At 42.6% G+C, this 14869-nt stretch carries 19 protein-coding genes; 15 read left to right on the plus strand and 4 right to left on the minus strand.

What is annotated here, in order from left to right:
* Positions 1-147 precede the first annotated feature (147 nt).
* The 7 genes from AR335_RS00615 to AR335_RS00645 all read left to right on the plus strand — a co-directional run bounded on the left by AR335_RS00615 (position 148) and on the right by AR335_RS00645 (position 6475).
* On the plus strand, positions 148-2382 hold the full coding sequence (locus tag AR335_RS00615; RefSeq protein WP_062232497.1) for a ribonucleoside-diphosphate reductase subunit alpha: 2235 nt from the start codon (positions 148-150) through the stop codon (positions 2380-2382).
* A 19-nt stretch (positions 2383-2401) separates the two neighbouring features.
* Positions 2402-3439 (plus strand): ribonucleotide-diphosphate reductase subunit beta, encoded by a 1038-nt coding sequence (locus tag AR335_RS00620; protein ID WP_062231205.1) that lies wholly within the window; start codon positions 2402-2404, stop codon positions 3437-3439.
* 178 nt (positions 3440-3617) lie between these two features.
* Positions 3618-4016 carry a fluoride efflux transporter CrcB gene (gene crcB / locus AR335_RS00625; RefSeq protein ID WP_062231207.1) on the plus strand — a complete coding sequence of 133 codons (399 nt, stop codon included), beginning with the start codon at positions 3618-3620 and terminating at the stop codon, positions 4014-4016.
* A complete protein-coding gene (crcB, locus tag AR335_RS00630; RefSeq protein WP_062231210.1) occupies positions 4013-4369 on the plus strand; it encodes a fluoride efflux transporter CrcB in 357 nt (118 codons plus the stop codon). The genes crcB (AR335_RS00625) and crcB (AR335_RS00630) overlap by 4 nt, the downstream gene beginning before the upstream one ends.
* Before the next feature lie 87 nt (positions 4370-4456).
* Positions 4457-5047 carry a DedA family protein gene (locus tag AR335_RS00635; RefSeq protein ID WP_053354865.1) on the plus strand — a complete coding sequence of 197 codons (591 nt, stop codon included), beginning with the start codon at positions 4457-4459 and terminating at the stop codon, positions 5045-5047.
* Between the two features lie 91 nt (positions 5048-5138).
* A complete protein-coding gene (locus AR335_RS00640; RefSeq protein WP_062231212.1) occupies positions 5139-5321 on the plus strand; it encodes a hypothetical protein in 183 nt (60 codons plus the stop codon).
* Positions 5322-5407: 86 nt separating this feature from the next.
* A complete protein-coding gene (locus AR335_RS00645) occupies positions 5408-6475 on the plus strand; it encodes an NAD(P)H-dependent flavin oxidoreductase (protein ID WP_062231214.1) in 1068 nt (355 codons plus the stop codon).
* A 40-nt stretch (positions 6476-6515) separates the two neighbouring features.
* On the opposite strand, the gene AR335_RS00650 is transcribed toward AR335_RS00645, so the two are convergent.
* Together AR335_RS00650 and AR335_RS25400 are read right to left on the minus strand one after the other, a co-directional pair.
* Positions 6516-6812, minus strand: coding sequence for a DUF948 domain-containing protein (locus AR335_RS00650; protein ID WP_053354862.1), 297 nt, complete (start codon positions 6810-6812; stop codon positions 6516-6518).
* An 83-nt stretch (positions 6813-6895) separates the two neighbouring features.
* Positions 6896-6982, minus strand: a complete 87-nt coding sequence (locus AR335_RS25400) for a (2Fe-2S)-binding protein (RefSeq protein ID WP_082683294.1) — start codon at positions 6980-6982, stop codon at positions 6896-6898.
* A gap of 143 nt (positions 6983-7125) precedes the next feature.
* Between AR335_RS25400 and AR335_RS00655 the strand changes: the two genes are divergently transcribed.
* The 6 genes from AR335_RS00655 to AR335_RS00675 all read left to right on the plus strand — a co-directional run bounded on the left by AR335_RS00655 (position 7126) and on the right by AR335_RS00675 (position 11192).
* Positions 7126-7890, plus strand: a complete 765-nt coding sequence (locus AR335_RS00655) for an ABC transporter substrate-binding protein (protein ID WP_082683295.1) — start codon at positions 7126-7128, stop codon at positions 7888-7890.
* A 291-nt stretch (positions 7891-8181) separates the two neighbouring features.
* The gene (locus AR335_RS00660; protein ID WP_062231216.1) at positions 8182-8598 is read left to right on the plus strand and encodes a DUF1992 domain-containing protein; all 417 of its coding nucleotides are present in this window, start codon (positions 8182-8184) and stop codon (positions 8596-8598) included.
* Positions 8599-8742: 144 nt separating this feature from the next.
* On the plus strand, positions 8743-9627 hold the full coding sequence (locus AR335_RS00665; protein WP_062231218.1) for a permease: 885 nt from the start codon (positions 8743-8745) through the stop codon (positions 9625-9627).
* Between the two features lie 12 nt (positions 9628-9639).
* Positions 9640-10482, plus strand: coding sequence for a TIGR03943 family putative permease subunit (locus tag AR335_RS00670; RefSeq protein ID WP_053354854.1), 843 nt, complete (start codon positions 9640-9642; stop codon positions 10480-10482).
* A gap of 39 nt (positions 10483-10521) precedes the next feature.
* Positions 10522-10668 (plus strand): hypothetical protein, encoded by a 147-nt coding sequence (locus AR335_RS23420; RefSeq protein WP_156418804.1) that lies wholly within the window; start codon positions 10522-10524, stop codon positions 10666-10668.
* Positions 10669-10874: 206 nt separating this feature from the next.
* Positions 10875-11192 carry a hydrolase gene (locus AR335_RS00675; RefSeq protein ID WP_156418807.1) on the plus strand — a complete coding sequence of 106 codons (318 nt, stop codon included), beginning with the start codon at positions 10875-10877 and terminating at the stop codon, positions 11190-11192.
* A gap of 52 nt (positions 11193-11244) precedes the next feature.
* On the opposite strand, the gene AR335_RS00680 is transcribed toward AR335_RS00675, so the two are convergent.
* Together AR335_RS00680 and AR335_RS00685 are read right to left on the minus strand one after the other, a co-directional pair.
* Positions 11245-11472: a hypothetical protein gene (locus AR335_RS00680; protein ID WP_062231223.1), complete on the minus strand. Its 228-nt coding sequence runs from the start codon at positions 11470-11472 to the stop codon at positions 11245-11247.
* Positions 11473-11559: 87 nt separating this feature from the next.
* A complete protein-coding gene (locus AR335_RS00685) occupies positions 11560-12192 on the minus strand; it encodes a deoxynucleoside kinase (RefSeq protein ID WP_199805053.1) in 633 nt (210 codons plus the stop codon).
* A gap of 205 nt (positions 12193-12397) precedes the next feature.
* Here AR335_RS00685 and AR335_RS00690 point away from each other — a divergent pair, with 205 nt between their 5' ends.
* Positions 12398-13021 (plus strand): DsbA family oxidoreductase, encoded by a 624-nt coding sequence (locus AR335_RS00690; RefSeq protein ID WP_062231229.1) that lies wholly within the window; start codon positions 12398-12400, stop codon positions 13019-13021.
* Positions 13022-13605: 584 nt separating this feature from the next.
* Positions 13606-14844 carry an MDR family MFS transporter gene (locus tag AR335_RS00700; protein WP_234293140.1) on the plus strand — a complete coding sequence of 413 codons (1239 nt, stop codon included), beginning with the start codon at positions 13606-13608 and terminating at the stop codon, positions 14842-14844.
* Positions 14845-14869: the final 25 nt, after the last annotated feature.

Here is a 14869-nt window from a genome sequence, read left to right on the forward strand (position 1 = left end):
AAAACGGCACACTTTACTGCTATTTTTGATTCTTATAACTCGTGTCGTTTTTTTAGGCTCATCCACTGGATGGGCCTTTTTATTTTGCAGATTTTTAGAGGAGGAGATTTGACTTTGGTTATAGCAGGCGGAACAGATCATCTTGTTATGAATTGGCTGGATGAAATTCTATTGGGCTTTCCCCAGCTTGATAAAAAGGAAGAGTATACAGAACAGGTAGGCTATTATGCTGATAAAAGCAGTTCTCAAACAGAAGCGATGAATATGGCTATTTTGCATGCACTTGAAAGAATTTCAATGCATGAGCCGGATTGGACCTTCGTCGCAGGAAGAATTCATCTTAAAAAAATCTACTCTGATGCAGTAAAAAACAGGGGGAGCCAAGGAGTTCATGGATATGGCCACTTCTATGGATTAATTCGTACACTGACAGACAAAGGAATCTATGATAAGAACCTGTTAAGCAGCTATTCACCAGAAGAAATAGATGAGCTTGAAGCGATGATTGTCCCTCAAAGGGATGAACTTTTTACATATATAGGACTTCGTACATTGGCTGACCGTTATCTTGCCAAATCGCATGAAGGCAAAGTGTTTGAATTGCCTCAGGAACGTTTTATGATCATCGCGATGTCCTTGATGTCCAACGAACCTTCAGACCGCCGCATGGAGCTGATTAAAGAAGCTTACTGGGCAATGTCGAATCTGTATATGACCGTGGCAACTCCTACACTTGCCAATGCGGGTAAAAGCTATGGCCAGCTGTCAAGCTGCTTCATCGATACGATGGATGACAGCCTTCGAGGAATCTATGATTCTACAACAGATGCAGCAACGCTCTCGAAAGGCGGAGGCGGGATCTCCGTTTACCTTGGCAAGATCAGAAGCCTTGGTTCAGAAATAAGAGGATTCAAGGGCAATTCATCGGGCATTATTCCATGGGCGAAGCTGTTGAACCAGACAGCGGTCAGTGTCGATCAGCTTGGACAGAGAAAGGGAGCTATCGCCATCTACTACAATGTGTTCGGCAAAGATCTTTTTTCTTTTCTTGACGCCAAGCTGAATAATGGTGACGAACGGCAGCGGGTTCATGACCTGTTTTTGGGCCTCTGCATTCCGGATTTATTTATGGAAAAGGCAGAGTCTAGAGAAGACTGGTATCTGTTTGATCCTTATACGGTAAAAAAAGTGATGGGCTATGAACTGGATGATTTTTTTGATGAAGAACCCGGCAAAGGCAGTTTCCGCGATAAATATGATGAGTGCGTTGCCGCAGCCGAACAAGGGCTTTTGGGTGAAAAAGGTTCAGGAGGCTATGACGTTGTACCAGCCATTGAAATTTTTAAAAGAATCATGAAAAGCCAGCTGGAAACGGGAGTTCCGTATATGTTTTACCGGGACACGGTTAATCGGGCTAACCCGAATAAGCATGCCGGAATGGTCTACTGCAGCAATCTTTGCACGGAAATTGCCCAGAACGGATCAGCGACTACAGTCGAGGAGGAAGTAACACAGGAAGGTAAAATCTTGATCACAAAGAAACCTGGAGATTATGTGACTTGCAACTTAAGCTCTATTTCGCTTGCAAAGGCAGTAAAGGATGATGTGCTTGAGAGATTGATCCCAATCCAAATCCGCATGCTAGATAATGTCATTGAAATGAACCAGGAGCGAATAGAAGTGAAACAAGCGGTGCTTACCAATAAGAAGTACAGGGCGATCGGATTGGGTACATTTGGGCTGCATCACTTGCTGGCAGTGGAAGGAATACGCTGGGAATCAGAAGAAGCCGTAGCTTATAATGACTGTCTTTATGAAAAAATCAGCTATTTAAGCATCAGAGCCAGCCATGAACTGGCGAAGGAAAAAGGCGCGTATCCAGCCTTTAAAGGATCTGACTGGGAAACCGGTGTTTATTTTGAAGACAGGAACTATGTGTCTGAAGAGTGGACTATATTAAAAGAACAGGTTCATCAGACTGGCCTGCGGAATGCATGGCTTATGGCGGTTGCTCCGAATGCGACGACCAGTTTAATTGCGAACTCCACAGCATCCGTCGATCCTATTTTTAAAAAAGAGTACTCTGAGGAGAAGAAGGATTTTAGGGTCCCGGTGACGGCTCCAGATCTTACCCCTCAGACAAGCTGGTATTATAAATCGGCATATGAGCTGGATCAGCATTGGAGCATCAGACAAAACGCCGTCAGACAGAAGCATGTAGACCAGTCCATCTCGTTTAACTTTTATGTCAAAAATACGATTAAAGCGAAGGAACTTCTCGATCTTCACATGACGGCATGGAAATCAGGTCTCAAAACAACGTATTATACGAGGTCTACATCTATTGCAGAATTGGAAGACTGTGAAAGCTGTTCCAGCTAAGAAGGGAGTTATTTTATTAATGAAAACACTGACAGAACGGAAACTATATGATGTAGAAGCGCCGAATGCTTCTACTGGTCTAATTAACGGACAGAGCTCCAATGTCTTAAATTGGGATGACGTTCGGTACAGCTGGGCATATCCGCTCTATAAAAACATGCTCGCGAATTTTTGGACTCCCTTTGAGATCAATATGTCCGGCGACGTGAAACAATATCCGAATCTCTCAAACGAGGAAAAAGATACCTTTAATAAGATCATTGGACTGTTGGCTTTTCTGGACAGCATTCAGACGGATTACTCTTCAAGAGTGGCGGCGTACTTGACCGATTCCAGCCTGTCGGCATTAATGACGGTTTTATCCTTTCAGGAGGTAGTGCATAACCAGTCCTATTCGTATGTGTTATCGAGCCTGGTGAACAAGCAAAAACAAGATGAGATTTTTGAATACTGGAAACATGATCCTGTCTTGAGGAAACGGAACGATTTTATTGCAAACGGCTATCTGATGTTTACAGAAGAGCCATCACCAAAAACGTTTATGGAATCGATCGTCTATGACATTGTACTTGAAGGATTAAACTTCTATTCTGGTTTTGCTTTCTTTTATAATCTTGCCCGAAACCAGAAAATGGTCGCCTCCAGTACGATGATCAATTATATCAACCGGGATGAGCAGCTGCACGTCAGGCTCTTCTGCCAAATTTTCAAAGAACTGCTGAATGAAGTTCCGGAATTAAATTCTGAAGAGACGGTCCAGTTTGTTCAGGGGACATTCAAAAAGGCGGCTGAACTGGAAATACAATGGGGACGGTACATCATCGGGGACCGTTTTCCTGGGTTGAGAATGGATGAACTTGAAGCCTATATTAAATTCATGGCCAATAAGCGGGTCAATGAGCTGGGAATACAGCGTCCTTTTGATGGGTTTAGAGAGAATCCAATGAAATGGATCAAAGCGTATGAAGATATCAATCAGGGTAAGAGTGATTTTTTTGAACAGAAGTCAAGACAATATACAAAAGTCTCAGATGCCAATGGTTTTGACGATTTGTAAATTTTAACGCAAATTGTGCTAATGGAATTAAACATGATAATATGATGTTGGAGATGAAAACAGCAGCTCCTGCCGTGATTGCGGCAGGAGTCTGTTTTGTTGCATAGAAGTAATGTCTAGCTCCAGCACCCAGGTCCTCGAGGTCGCTTGCGCTTTTCTTATAGAAAGGATGACGGATATGCTGCTTTACGTACTTGTGGGACTGGCAGGAATAGCCGGAGCCCTTCTACGGTACGGCCTTGGGCTCGGTATCGCACTTGTTTGGGAAGGGAGCTATCCGCTGGCTACCTTCTTAACCAACATGGCAGGCTCATTTGCTCTCGGATATCTTACGTTTCGAATCGGCAGAAATCCCAGGGTTCACCCCTATTTTATGACGGTGCTCGGAACAGGATTGATAGGGTCGTTTACGACATTTTCTACATTTACTGTGGAAAATATTCAGTTGCTTCAGACGGGACGCACGGCAACAGCTGTCCTATATATCATCCTAAGTTTAATAGGCGGGCTAGTCATGTCATGGCTAGGTTACCTTCTTGGATCACTGACACGAGGCAAGGAGGAACAGCGAGTATGATGCAAGTGATGCTTGTAGCAGCGGGCGGGTTCTTTGGAGCCATTTTCAGATTTGGTCTTGGACAATTCATAAAAAGGATAACAGACTCCCCTTTTCCAATCGCTACCTTGCTTGTTAATATTACCGGTTCATTTCTACTCGGTATGCTTACAGGAATGCACGCGGGAGATTCTATCAGACTGTTTTTTGGCATAGGATTTATGGGGGCGTTCACTACGTTTTCTACTTTAAAACTGGAGAACATTCAATTCTATAGAAAAAGGCAGTGGAAGTATTTAATTACTTATCTGGCAATCAGTTATGCGGGAGGAATTCTGGCGGCATTTATCGGTTTTATGATAAACTTCAAATGACTTAGCGGTTAGCCGGAGTCACCTGGCTGGCTCTAAAAGATGGACAAGGTTCAGGGATATAACTTTAATAGAGAGTAGGTATATAAATTGAAAGAAATGATATTATCACTTTTGGAATGGATTGTAGGGCTTGGACATTTAGGCATTGCTCTTGGTCTTATGATAGAAGTCATTCCCAGTGAACTTGTTTTATCTTACGCAGGCTATATGATCTCACAAGGACATTTGACCTTTGCAGGCTCTGTAATTGCCGGAACGATTGGCGGAACCATTGCCCAGCTATTTCTATATTGGATGGGGTATTATGGAGGACGGCCGTTTTTGGAGAAGTACGGTAAATATATCCTGATCAGCCACAAACAAATTGATCTATCAGAAAGTTGGTTTCAAAAATACGGGACTGGCATGATCTTTTTTGCCCGTTTTATCCCTGTTGTTCGCCATGCCATCTCCATTCCAGCGGGTATCGCGAAGATGCGTTTCTCCACATTTACACTGTATACGTTGATTGCCATCATTCCCTGGTCGATCTTGTTTATCTACCTTGGAACCACGCTGGGCAGTAACTGGGAAGATATTAAAACCATTGCGGCGCCTTATACAAGAGGAATAATGATAGCTGCCATATTGCTGTTGTTTATCGTTGTTTTGCTCAAAGTGAAAAAAGGAAAAAAATAGCTTTTGTTTTGACAGGAGAAGGCCTCTGAATAGGGGTCTTTTTCATTTATCCTGTTCATACACTAACGAAAAAGAGCAGGCAGGTGAAATCATGGATGAACGTCAGCGAAATAAAAAAATCAATGAACTGCTGCTGAAAATAAATGGGGATCCGGAAAAAGAAGAAGTCGCTGGATATGTTGCCCGTGCGATGAGAGAATGCGGTTATAGCAATGAAAACATACATCAGGTCATCAAACACGTTTATCGTCAGTTTGAACAAATTAAAACGTAAACACGCGGACAGCCGGCGTGTTTTTTTGTTACACTCTAATTGGAAGTTCGTTACTCGAAACCAAAACGAAGGAGAGAGGTGCTGAAATGAAGCAATCCATTCTATCACTTTTCGACATTCAATATCCCATCGTACAAGCAGGAATGGCCGGCGGGCCAGCGACTCCGGAGCTGGCTGCGGCTGTTTCCAATGCCGGAGGATTAGGAACCCTGGGTGCAGGATACATGAAACCTGCAGATCTACAAGCAGCAATCAAAACAATCAGGGAAACAACGGATAAGCCTTATGCTGTAAATCTATTCCTCCCTGAAGAATTCAAGGAGGACAGAGTGCAGACAGAAAAGATGCAGGCGCTGCTCGCACCTTTCCGCTCTTCACTTGGTATGGACAAGGCGACGGGTAAAAAAGAACATCAGTCCACCTTTCAAGAACAGCTTCAATGTGTCCTTGATGCTCAAGTTCCGATCGTGAGTTTTACATTTAACGCCCCCTCAGATGAACTTGTGGATCTTTTAAAAGGGCACGGGGTAAGGATTATGGCTACTGCAACATCAGTGAAGGAAGCTCAAAAGCTGGAGGCACTTGGGATTGACGCCATTTCGGCACAAGGCAGTGAAGCTGGCGGCCACCGGGGAACGTTTATAGGTGAAGCAGAAGATGCATTGATCGGGACGATGGCACTCATTCCGCTGCTCACAGATGCGGTTTCTGTGCCAGTCATAGCAGCCGGAGGAATTATGGATGGACGGGGAATCGCTGCCGCTATGGCACTCGGAGCGAGTGGAGTACAGCTCGGTACGGCATTTTTAGCTTCAGCTGAAAGCGGTGCCCATCCTTTGCATAAAGACGCCGTTCTTCATGCAAAGGAAACGGATCTGCGGCTGACGAAGGCCTTCTCTGGAAAGATGGCCAGAGGCATCAACAATGATTTTATGAAGCAGATGGCAGCAGTAGAAGATCTCCCGCCATACCCGATCCTGAACGCAATGACGTCAGAAATCCGCAAGAAAGCGGCAAGTGAAGGTAAAAGAGAGTGGATGTCATTATGGGCAGGGCAAGGTGCTCCTCTTGCAGAAAGCCGTCCTGCCCGTGAAATAATGAAGTGTCTGCTGAAGGAATACAACGAAGTCATAAGCCAGATGAAACCGTTCTGACAGCAAGACAGCCGCAGCCCATGACCCGGGCTTGCGGCTGTTATTTTTTAAACTTTCTGAGGAGTTCTGCTGTTGTATTCTTCAATTCTGTAGCAGAATCTCCAACACTTTTAATGCTTTGTTTTTTATTATACATATCATATTTTAAGTACTCTGTTTTCTCGTTTAGAAGAGCAGTCTGATTGGTTACATCGTTCATTTCCGCCTGCATGAGCTGCGTCGTCCGGTTTAAGTTCTCCATCGTTTGGCGGCTCGATTTCATCAGTTTAACAGCATAGACTCCAAGGAAAACCAATGCAGCAACGACGACAGCAATACTGATATAAATAATGGCCATGTTCTTCCTCCTTATGTTCTCTATAATCAAGTGATACCCAATATTATTATCATACAAACAAAAGCCGCCTGATATTCAATGGATCAGTCGGCTTCATTCATCGGGCACGTTTTGCAGCATGTGCCTCCATCTGTTCTGTAATATAGGCAGCATGTCTGCCTTTTTTTCATCTCCTGTTCCTCATACTTCCTTGACGATTTCAGAAAAGGATTGGAGGAGGCTCCGAAATGAAAACCTTCCGCTTGCTGTACGATAAAACGATAATCTTCCTCCAGCTGCTTTTTTAGAGGTGCAGGGTGGGCTTCTGATTGCCATGCGTTTATTGACGAATGAAGGAACCGAAGCCGTATTGGCAATGGGGGTTAAACCAGTGGGTGCGGTGAAATCATGGCTTGGGAATCCCTGGTACGACCATATTAAAGCTGACATGAAAGGTGTCGAAGTCGTTGGGGATGAAAGCCAGGTTAACCTGGAGAAGATCGCTTCTTTAAAACCAGACCTTATCATCGGGAATAAGATGAGACAGGAAAAAATCTATGATCAGTTGAACAAGATTGCGCCAGATCTTCGAGGCAACTGGAAAAACAATTTCAAATTATATTCCAAAGCATTAAATAAAGAAAAAGAAGGAAACAAAGTGATCAGTGATTATGATCAGCGAGTGAAAGATATTAAAGAAAAAGCAGGCGATAGCTTGAATAAAGAAATTTCTGTCGTCCGCTTCATGCCTGGAGTTTCCCGCATCTACCTTACAAATTCTTTCTCAGGGGTGGTTCTAGATCAATTAGGCTTCAAACGTCCAAAAGTGGAAACCAAAGATGACTTTGTTGCTGAAGTGACAAAAGAGCAAATCCCGCAAATGGATGGGGATGAACTATTCTATTTCACGTATGAAGCAGGAGACGGAGGAGCGACAAAACAAGAAAAAGAATGGACAAACGATCCGCTTTGGAAGAACTTAAGCGCTGTGAAAAAAGGACATGTCCACAAGGTGTCTGATGCTATCTGGAATACAGCCGGTGGTGTTAAAGCAGCAAATCTTATGCTCGATGACATCGAGAAATATCTAGTAAAGTAATAGAAAACATTCAAGTCCGCAATGATTTTAATGCGGGCTTTTCTTTATGTAGAAATGGAAGTATATATGTTGGCTTTCCAGGTTTACGTGCGAGTTTTCGCGGTTTACGTGCCAAACACGGCACGTTACATGCCAGACAACGCATCAGCCTCACTGACGTCTCATCAGATAGGCAGTCCAGGCGCTTGCGCTTTTCAATAAAATGTCACAATTTCCCTTAAGAAAGGATGTTAATTAGCGTATCATGAAGATATAGATACATCCTAAAATGGCAAGGGAGGTATAAATGGTATGAAAGAAAACGAGCTGGAAAAGGAACTTCAGAAGAAAGAAATTCTTATGAAGGATGAAGACACAGGCTGGTATTACGAAGACCATCTAACTGCCATTGTAAAACGTGCCGAAAAAGAAGGAGCCTTTGATAACCTTAAGGGAAAGGGCAAGCCGTTAGTTTTTGAGGATAATGATCTTACGTACAATCCGGAAAAACAGCTGAATAAAATCTTGAAGGAAAACAACATTCTGCCTAACTGGGTCAAGCTTGGAAAAGAGATTGAACAGTTGAAGGAAGAAGTTAAAACCTATACCGTGGAATATAACATCAAAAGAACAGTGGAAGAAATTAATAAAAAAGTTACAGCTTTTAATTCATCATGCCCGCCTTCTGTACAAAAACGCAAGGTTACGGTGGAAGAATTTTTACAATGAGGAAAGCGATATCACGTCATCAACTGCCGGTTATGAGATAACCGGCAGTCTTTTTTGAATATTTTTATAAAAAGATAAAAATAGACGGCTGCTTTATTTTGTCTTATAGTTTACTGCAGAAGGAAAACATCCAGGAGGCAATCTATGCTCTTTTTATCACTGCCGCAATCGTTTTTACAGATGAATACGATATTTATTTCGATTTTAATTGAGGCACTGCCCTTTGTAGTTCTCGGTGTTTTTATGGCGGGAATCATACAAATCTTTGTTTCGGAGGAATTGGTGGCAAAGGTTATGCCAAAAAATCCAATTCTTGCAGTTTTGTTCGCCTCGTTTTTAGGCGCCCTTTTCCCAGCATGTGAATGCGGGATCGTACCGATTGTCAGGAGATTGGTCTCCAAGGGAGTACCCATCTATGCGGGTATTGCCTTTATGCTGACAGGACCCATTATCAATCCGGTCGTCCTTTTTTCAACCTATGTCGCCTTTGGAAGCAACTGGACCATGCCTTTATACCGTGCTGGCGGCGCTGTTGCTGTTTCAGTGGTGGTAGGTCTGATTCTTGCTTTCTTTTATAAAGGGGACGGTTTGAAGATTCGGATCGAACATCATCATTCTCTTAAAAAGCTTACGGTTAAACAAAAGATCGGGGAAACCCTGAATCATGCTGTTGAAGAATTCTTTTCGATGGGTAAATACTTAGTAATCGGCTCACTTATTGCAGCGGCTGTTCAAACGTATGTAAAGACATCCACATTGCTTGCCATCGGTCAGGGACAAGCTTCATCTTCTCTCGTTATGATGGGACTTGCCTTTGTCTTATCCCTTTGTTCGGAAGCAGATGCGTTTATTGCGTCCTCATTCAGAAGTACGTTTTCCACAGGCTCCATAGTGGCGTTTCTTGTATTCGGGCCGATGCTTGACATGAAGAATCTCTTGATGATGCTCGGGACATTTAAGACAAAACTGGTTCTGATCGTCGTTGCATCACTGTCTGTAGTTGTATTTTTATATTCATTGCTGTTCTAAGGAGGTGGTACTATGATTCGAGGATATCTATTGATGGGATTTACATTTTTGATCATGCAGCTTCATGCATCAGGCAACATCAGCAAGTACATTAATATGAAATACTCGTACCTGTCATTCAGTGTCATGTTTGCTTTAGCGCTCCTGACCATTGTACAGTTTCGCAATGCCGTAAAGAATGATGAGAAAGATGCCAGCTGCGATTGCTGCGATCACAGCCACTCTGTTGAAGATACATGGTATAAAAAGCTGTTCGTTTATTCGATTTTTGCATTTCCGGTGATTACGGGAATCTTCCTTCCTGTCGCTACGATGGATTCCAATATTGTTAAAGCGAAGGGGTTTCACTTTCCTGTAAATCAGGAATCCAAAGGCGATCCGTATGCTCAGAATCAATTTTTGCGGCCGGATACAAGCGTATATTATGGCAAGGATGCCTATGATAAATTGATGAGAAAAGAGAAAAAGAAGTACTCAAAATACGAAACACTTGCCTTAAATGATACAAATTATCTAAAGGGCATGGAAACCATCTATAATTATCCAGGTGATTTTGATGACAAGAGTATTTCGTTTAAGGGATTTGTTTATAATGATCCAGATACGAAAAAAAATCAGCTTTTCGTTTTTCGATTTGGAATTATCCACTGTGTAGCAGACTCCGGAGTATTCGGCATGATGGTTGAGATGCCCAATGGTGTAAAGCTGAAAAATGATGAATGGATTACCGTTAAAGGCAAGATCTCGGAGATTTATTATCAGCCTTTTAAAACCAATATCCCTTATGTCAAAGTGGACTCCTGGTCAAAAACAACTGCACCGAAAGAACAATATGTTTACCGGGGCAATAATTAATCGTAAGAAAGCGGGGCTGTCCAAGAAGTCTGTAAGCTGTTGATTTCCGTTCCAGGCTGCTCGCTTTCCGCGGGGCGTGCGGTGAGCCTTACCGGCGTGAACGCCTACTTTTTGGTGCAAGCACCGGCGGGAGTCTCACCTGTCACGCTAGTCCCGCAGGAGTCTCGCATCTTCCACTTCAATTAACTTTTCATTGAAGATTTTTCAAGCCGAAAAGGGGCTGCCTGAAGGTCAATTTTCGACTTTCTGGACAGCCCCTTTTTTTTCAGCAATCAAGAAGTGATGTCTAGCTCAAGCGCTTGTTGGACTTGAACAAGGCGCTTGCGCTTTTCTTGTATGAATGTTTTTTTCAATATGAAACAAGCTATAAGAAAAGAGCAGGAGTGATGATGTTGGAAAAGCAGCCGTATTACGTCAATGTAGAAACAGGAGAGGTACATAGCGATAAAACAGCATCCAGTTTTCAATTTGAGATTGAGGCGACAGCTGAGGAGGCAAGCCGGCTTACAAAACTGTTCAGAGAGTGTGACGAATCAGCGACAGATACCTTTTTAAGATCTCATGTTCCATACGTTCCTTATCATAATGATGCTGATAACCACCGTTACGATCAGACGTTGAAGGACATATACCAGTTCATACATGATCATGGACAGCCATTGACAAAAGAGCATATCGAGTCGATGGGGATTCTTGGCGAACGCCAATAAAGAAAAAGCTGCTCGTAACGCCAGGTTTAGCGTCAGGGAGCAGCTTTTCTTATCACGAGTACATGAAGAATGCGGCGTAAATGATAATAATTACCGCAATTGAAAAGAAGATAAAAGCCAATAGAACTGGATTAAGGACAACGGTATGCCTTGCGATGGCAGCATTAACATTGCCGTCTGCTTCATTTTTGGTCCGTTTGGACTGCAGTACCTTCCATGTCCAGACCAATCCGCCGCCGCATAGAATGAGGCCAGCAGCCATGAGAATCCATAGTAACACGTGAGTTCAGCTCCTTGCTTTTGTGGTTTTTTCTAGTCTTTTAAAAGGAGGAGCTGATTATTCATAAGTTACAGAAGGAGGGGCTGGTTAAACGGTCAGGGGTTCAAGAGAATAGAGTTTTTCCTTTACTAAAGTAAGGACTTTCTCCGCATCTTGCTTGTTATGGACATCGTATTTTTTACTTTCGATGATCAAGACAGGCGTTTTCGTATAATTTTGAATCCAGTCTTTATACTTGCCGTGAAGCGTCTTATAATATTCCAGAAGCTCGGGATGGTTCTCTATCTGTTCATAATCCCGGCCGCGGTTTTTGATCCGGTTTAAGGCAGTATCCAAATCACTGTCCAAATAAATAAGGAGATCTGGACGATGTTTCGGTGAAGAACTGATTTCATTCATTAGCGTTTCCAGCAGATCCACATACGTTTCAAATTCCAGTTTGGTCATATTTCCCGCTTCATAATTCAGTTCCGCGAAGATCAGGTCTTCGTAAAGACTGCGGTCAAGGACATGGTGCTGATCAGACATTGCCTGCCGAATAGTTTTAAACCGTGTATTTAAAAAGTAAATTTGAAGTGGGAAAGCCCACCGTTCAGGATTTACATAATAGTCAGGCAAAATGGGGTTATCGCCTACACTCTCGTAAAAAACCTGGCTTCCGAGAGATTCACTGATCAGTTCAGCGAATGTTGTTTTGCCAGTTCCTATCATTCCAGCCATTAAAATCACTAAATAAGCCCCCTGTATGTATCCATTTCTTGTTATGTATATTGATTGTGTCTATATATGGTGCTGTAAGTGCAAACACCTTCTAAATATATCACTTTTGTGGAAAGCTGAATAGTACATTTCTGGCGGCTGCTTTGCTATTATAAGAGAAAGAGTATGTTTTCATCACTGATTAACTGCAAGGAAGGTGTGTATCATGACCATCAAACTAAAAGTATACTCTGATTATACTTGCCCATACTGCTACTTGGCAGAAACAGCAATCAAAAGAGCAGTTGAAGGCAAGGACGTTAAAGTGGAATGGAAGCCGTTTGAACTGCACCCTTTTCCTTCAAACCGAAAGGCAATTAAAGAATGGAGTGCGGATTGGGAAACTTCTGTATTGCCCCATGCTAGAGAGTTGGGAAGAACAATTAATACTCCCGATCTTCCAGCGTTACCTTATACCGGCTTAGCTCATCAAGGTTTTATATATGCAAAAGAACAAGGCAAAGATCAATTGTATTCACAGCTCGTCTTTTCTGCTTTTTTTGAAAAAGGCAAGGACATTGAAAAGAAAGACGTCTTAGCGGAGATCGCGATGGAAGCGGGGCTGGATCGCTCCGGATTCCTAAGTGCTCTTTCATCAGAGGAATTCAAAGAAAAATTAGTACGTGAACAGGGTGAAGCGAAGGAAGACAACATTACGGCTGCTCCCACGATCGTAATCGGAGAGCGTATGTTAAAGGGGCTGTATCCACAGGCTTCCATTGAAAAAGCGATCAGATGCACGATCAGGGATCAGAAGATGCAATTCTGTGAAGGTGACGAATGCCAATAGAATCATAAACAAAAAAAGAGCCTCACAGGTATGGCCTGTGAGGCTCTTTTTTCATTCTACGATGAAAAAGGGGTTGATAGGGATGAGTACAATATATCAAAGCTTAAAATTGATATAGGGAATGTGTGATTTTTTTGATATGAGTATTAAACTTCACGAAAAAATAGATGTGTTTGTCAATGATGATGATAATTAAAGGTGTGATTGAACCGCTGTCTGAAAAGCAGAAGGGTATAAGAAAGCTTTTTCCCATCTGCTTTTCAGGCGCTTCATTTGTTACACAAATCTGCCGGCTCTTATCCTCTCCAGCGATCACACCCTACTGTATAAAGAAAAAGATTTGAGGGTCTCTTTCAAGCATCAGTATGCGTTAATTGAATAGAGCCAAAAAATAAAAAAAGCCCTGGTCAGAGGCTTTTTTTACACTTCTATTTAAAAAAGGGGGGGTTACATTCTATTAGACGAATCCACTCTGAAAAAGTTTCAAATAAATTAAAAAAAGATAGGTAAAGAATGTAAGTCATGTTAAATTAAATTAAAAAGAGAAAAAGCTTCACAATGTAAAAAGATATGGGGTATGCGCGATGAGCAGAAAAACATTTATGCAGCACTGGCATCCTATTGTAACTACTATTATAATGGGGACTTTTTTCTCCAGAGCAGCTTTTTTTATGACGATGCCATTTTTGGCTATTTTTTTATACAAGGAGAAGGGCATTGATCCTCAGACTGTCGGACTGATCATCGGTATCAGTGCACTGACAGGCACCTTTGGCGGTTTCATTGGCGGTTACTTATCAGATCGTATCGGCAGGTTCCCGGTCATGATTATTGCGATCTTTACTTGGAGCGGTGTTTTCGCGGGTTTTGCGATGGCAGATACTGTTTGGAGTTTTTTTGTGCTGAATTCCATAAACGGTCTGTGCAGATCGTGGTTTGAGCCCATCTCCCGAGCATTGTTGGCCGACGTGACAACAAAAGAAAACCGGTTGAGTGTGTTTAATGCCCGGTATTTTTCCATTAATGCGGGAGCCGCGATCGGGCCAGTGGCAGGTACATATTTAGGCAGTTCAACTTCGATGGCCACCTTTTTTATCACTTCTGCCGTCTATTTTCTTTATGCAGTGATCGTCCTGATGCTAATGAAAAAATATAAAGGAAGTCTTCAGCCGCAGCAGGAGAATAAATTGACCATCAAGAAGGCTGTAAGTGTCATCAGCAGAGACAAAGTTTTGTTGTATTTTCTTCTTGGAAATATAGCAGTCCTGATGGCGCAATCTCAGATGGATTCCACGCTCGCCCAGTATATGGGGAACTCACCCCAATTCCATCATGGAGTGACCTTATTTTCTTATCTAATTGTGACGAATGCTGTGAGTGTTTTAATCCTGCAGTATCCGGTGACGAATTATGTAAAGAGATTTGATCCGATGTTTGCCTTGCGGATAGGAAGCGCTGCTTTCAGTCTGGCCCTGCTTGGTTTCGGATTATCCTCGAACTGGTTATTTCTCGTCCTTTCTATGGTTGTTCTCACTCTTGGGGAGATTATTGTATTTGTGATCAGTGATGTTTTGCTGGACGACTTGGCACCCGATCATATGAGAGGATCATATTTTGGGGCAATGTCCTTCCGCTCTATCGGCTTTAGTGCAGGACCCTGGATCGGCGGCCTTTTGCTGAAAACATTTGGTTTTAGCCATGGTTTCTATGTATTCGGATGTTTAACGCTCCTTTCCCTTTTGGCCTTGCCTTTCTTTCAGGTAGGACAGAAAGTAAAAAATAAAAACAGGACGGAAAATCAGCACACTTCCAATTTTGTTTGATGAATGGAGCAAATGTATTAAAGTG

Origin of the sequence: Fictibacillus sp. FJAT-27399 (genome assembly GCF_001510655.1) — a bacterium.
Classification (GTDB): Bacteria; Bacillota; Bacilli; order Bacillales; family Fictibacillaceae; genus Fictibacillus_C; species Fictibacillus_C marinisediminis.

What these genes read in the sequence shown, in the direction of transcription:
- AR335_RS00655 (WP_082683295.1), top strand. Translation starts at nt 7,126, where the DNA reads ATGCGTTTATTGACGAATGAAGGAACCGAAGCCGTATTGGCAATGGGG.
- AR335_RS00685 (WP_199805053.1), bottom strand. Translation starts at nt 12,192, where the DNA reads ATGGCTGGAATGATAGGAACTGGCAAAACAACATTCGCTGAACTGATC.
- AR335_RS00665 (WP_062231218.1), top strand. Translation starts at nt 8,743, where the DNA reads ATGCTCTTTTTATCACTGCCGCAATCGTTTTTACAGATGAATACGATA.
- AR335_RS25400 (WP_082683294.1), bottom strand. Translation starts at nt 6,982, where the DNA reads ATGAAAAAAAGGCAGACATGCTGCCTATATTACAGAACAGATGGAGGC.
- AR335_RS00645 (WP_062231214.1), top strand. Translation starts at nt 5,408, where the DNA reads ATGAAGCAATCCATTCTATCACTTTTCGACATTCAATATCCCATCGTA.
- AR335_RS00615 (WP_062232497.1), top strand. Translation starts at nt 148, where the DNA reads ATGAATTGGCTGGATGAAATTCTATTGGGCTTTCCCCAGCTTGATAAA.
- crcB (WP_062231210.1), top strand. Translation starts at nt 4,013, where the DNA reads ATGATGCAAGTGATGCTTGTAGCAGCGGGCGGGTTCTTTGGAGCCATT.
- AR335_RS00650 (WP_053354862.1), bottom strand. Translation starts at nt 6,812, where the DNA reads ATGGCCATTATTTATATCAGTATTGCTGTCGTCGTTGCTGCATTGGTT.
- AR335_RS00690 (WP_062231229.1), top strand. Translation starts at nt 12,398, where the DNA reads ATGACCATCAAACTAAAAGTATACTCTGATTATACTTGCCCATACTGC.
- crcB (WP_062231207.1), top strand. Translation starts at nt 3,618, where the DNA reads ATGCTGCTTTACGTACTTGTGGGACTGGCAGGAATAGCCGGAGCCCTT.
- AR335_RS00640 (WP_062231212.1), top strand. Translation starts at nt 5,139, where the DNA reads ATGGATGAACGTCAGCGAAATAAAAAAATCAATGAACTGCTGCTGAAA.
- AR335_RS00660 (WP_062231216.1), top strand. Translation starts at nt 8,182, where the DNA reads ATGAAAGAAAACGAGCTGGAAAAGGAACTTCAGAAGAAAGAAATTCTT.
- AR335_RS00670 (WP_053354854.1), top strand. Translation starts at nt 9,640, where the DNA reads ATGATTCGAGGATATCTATTGATGGGATTTACATTTTTGATCATGCAG.
- AR335_RS00700 (WP_234293140.1), top strand. Translation starts at nt 13,606, where the DNA reads ATGAGCAGAAAAACATTTATGCAGCACTGGCATCCTATTGTAACTACT.
- AR335_RS00620 (WP_062231205.1), top strand. Translation starts at nt 2,402, where the DNA reads ATGAAAACACTGACAGAACGGAAACTATATGATGTAGAAGCGCCGAAT.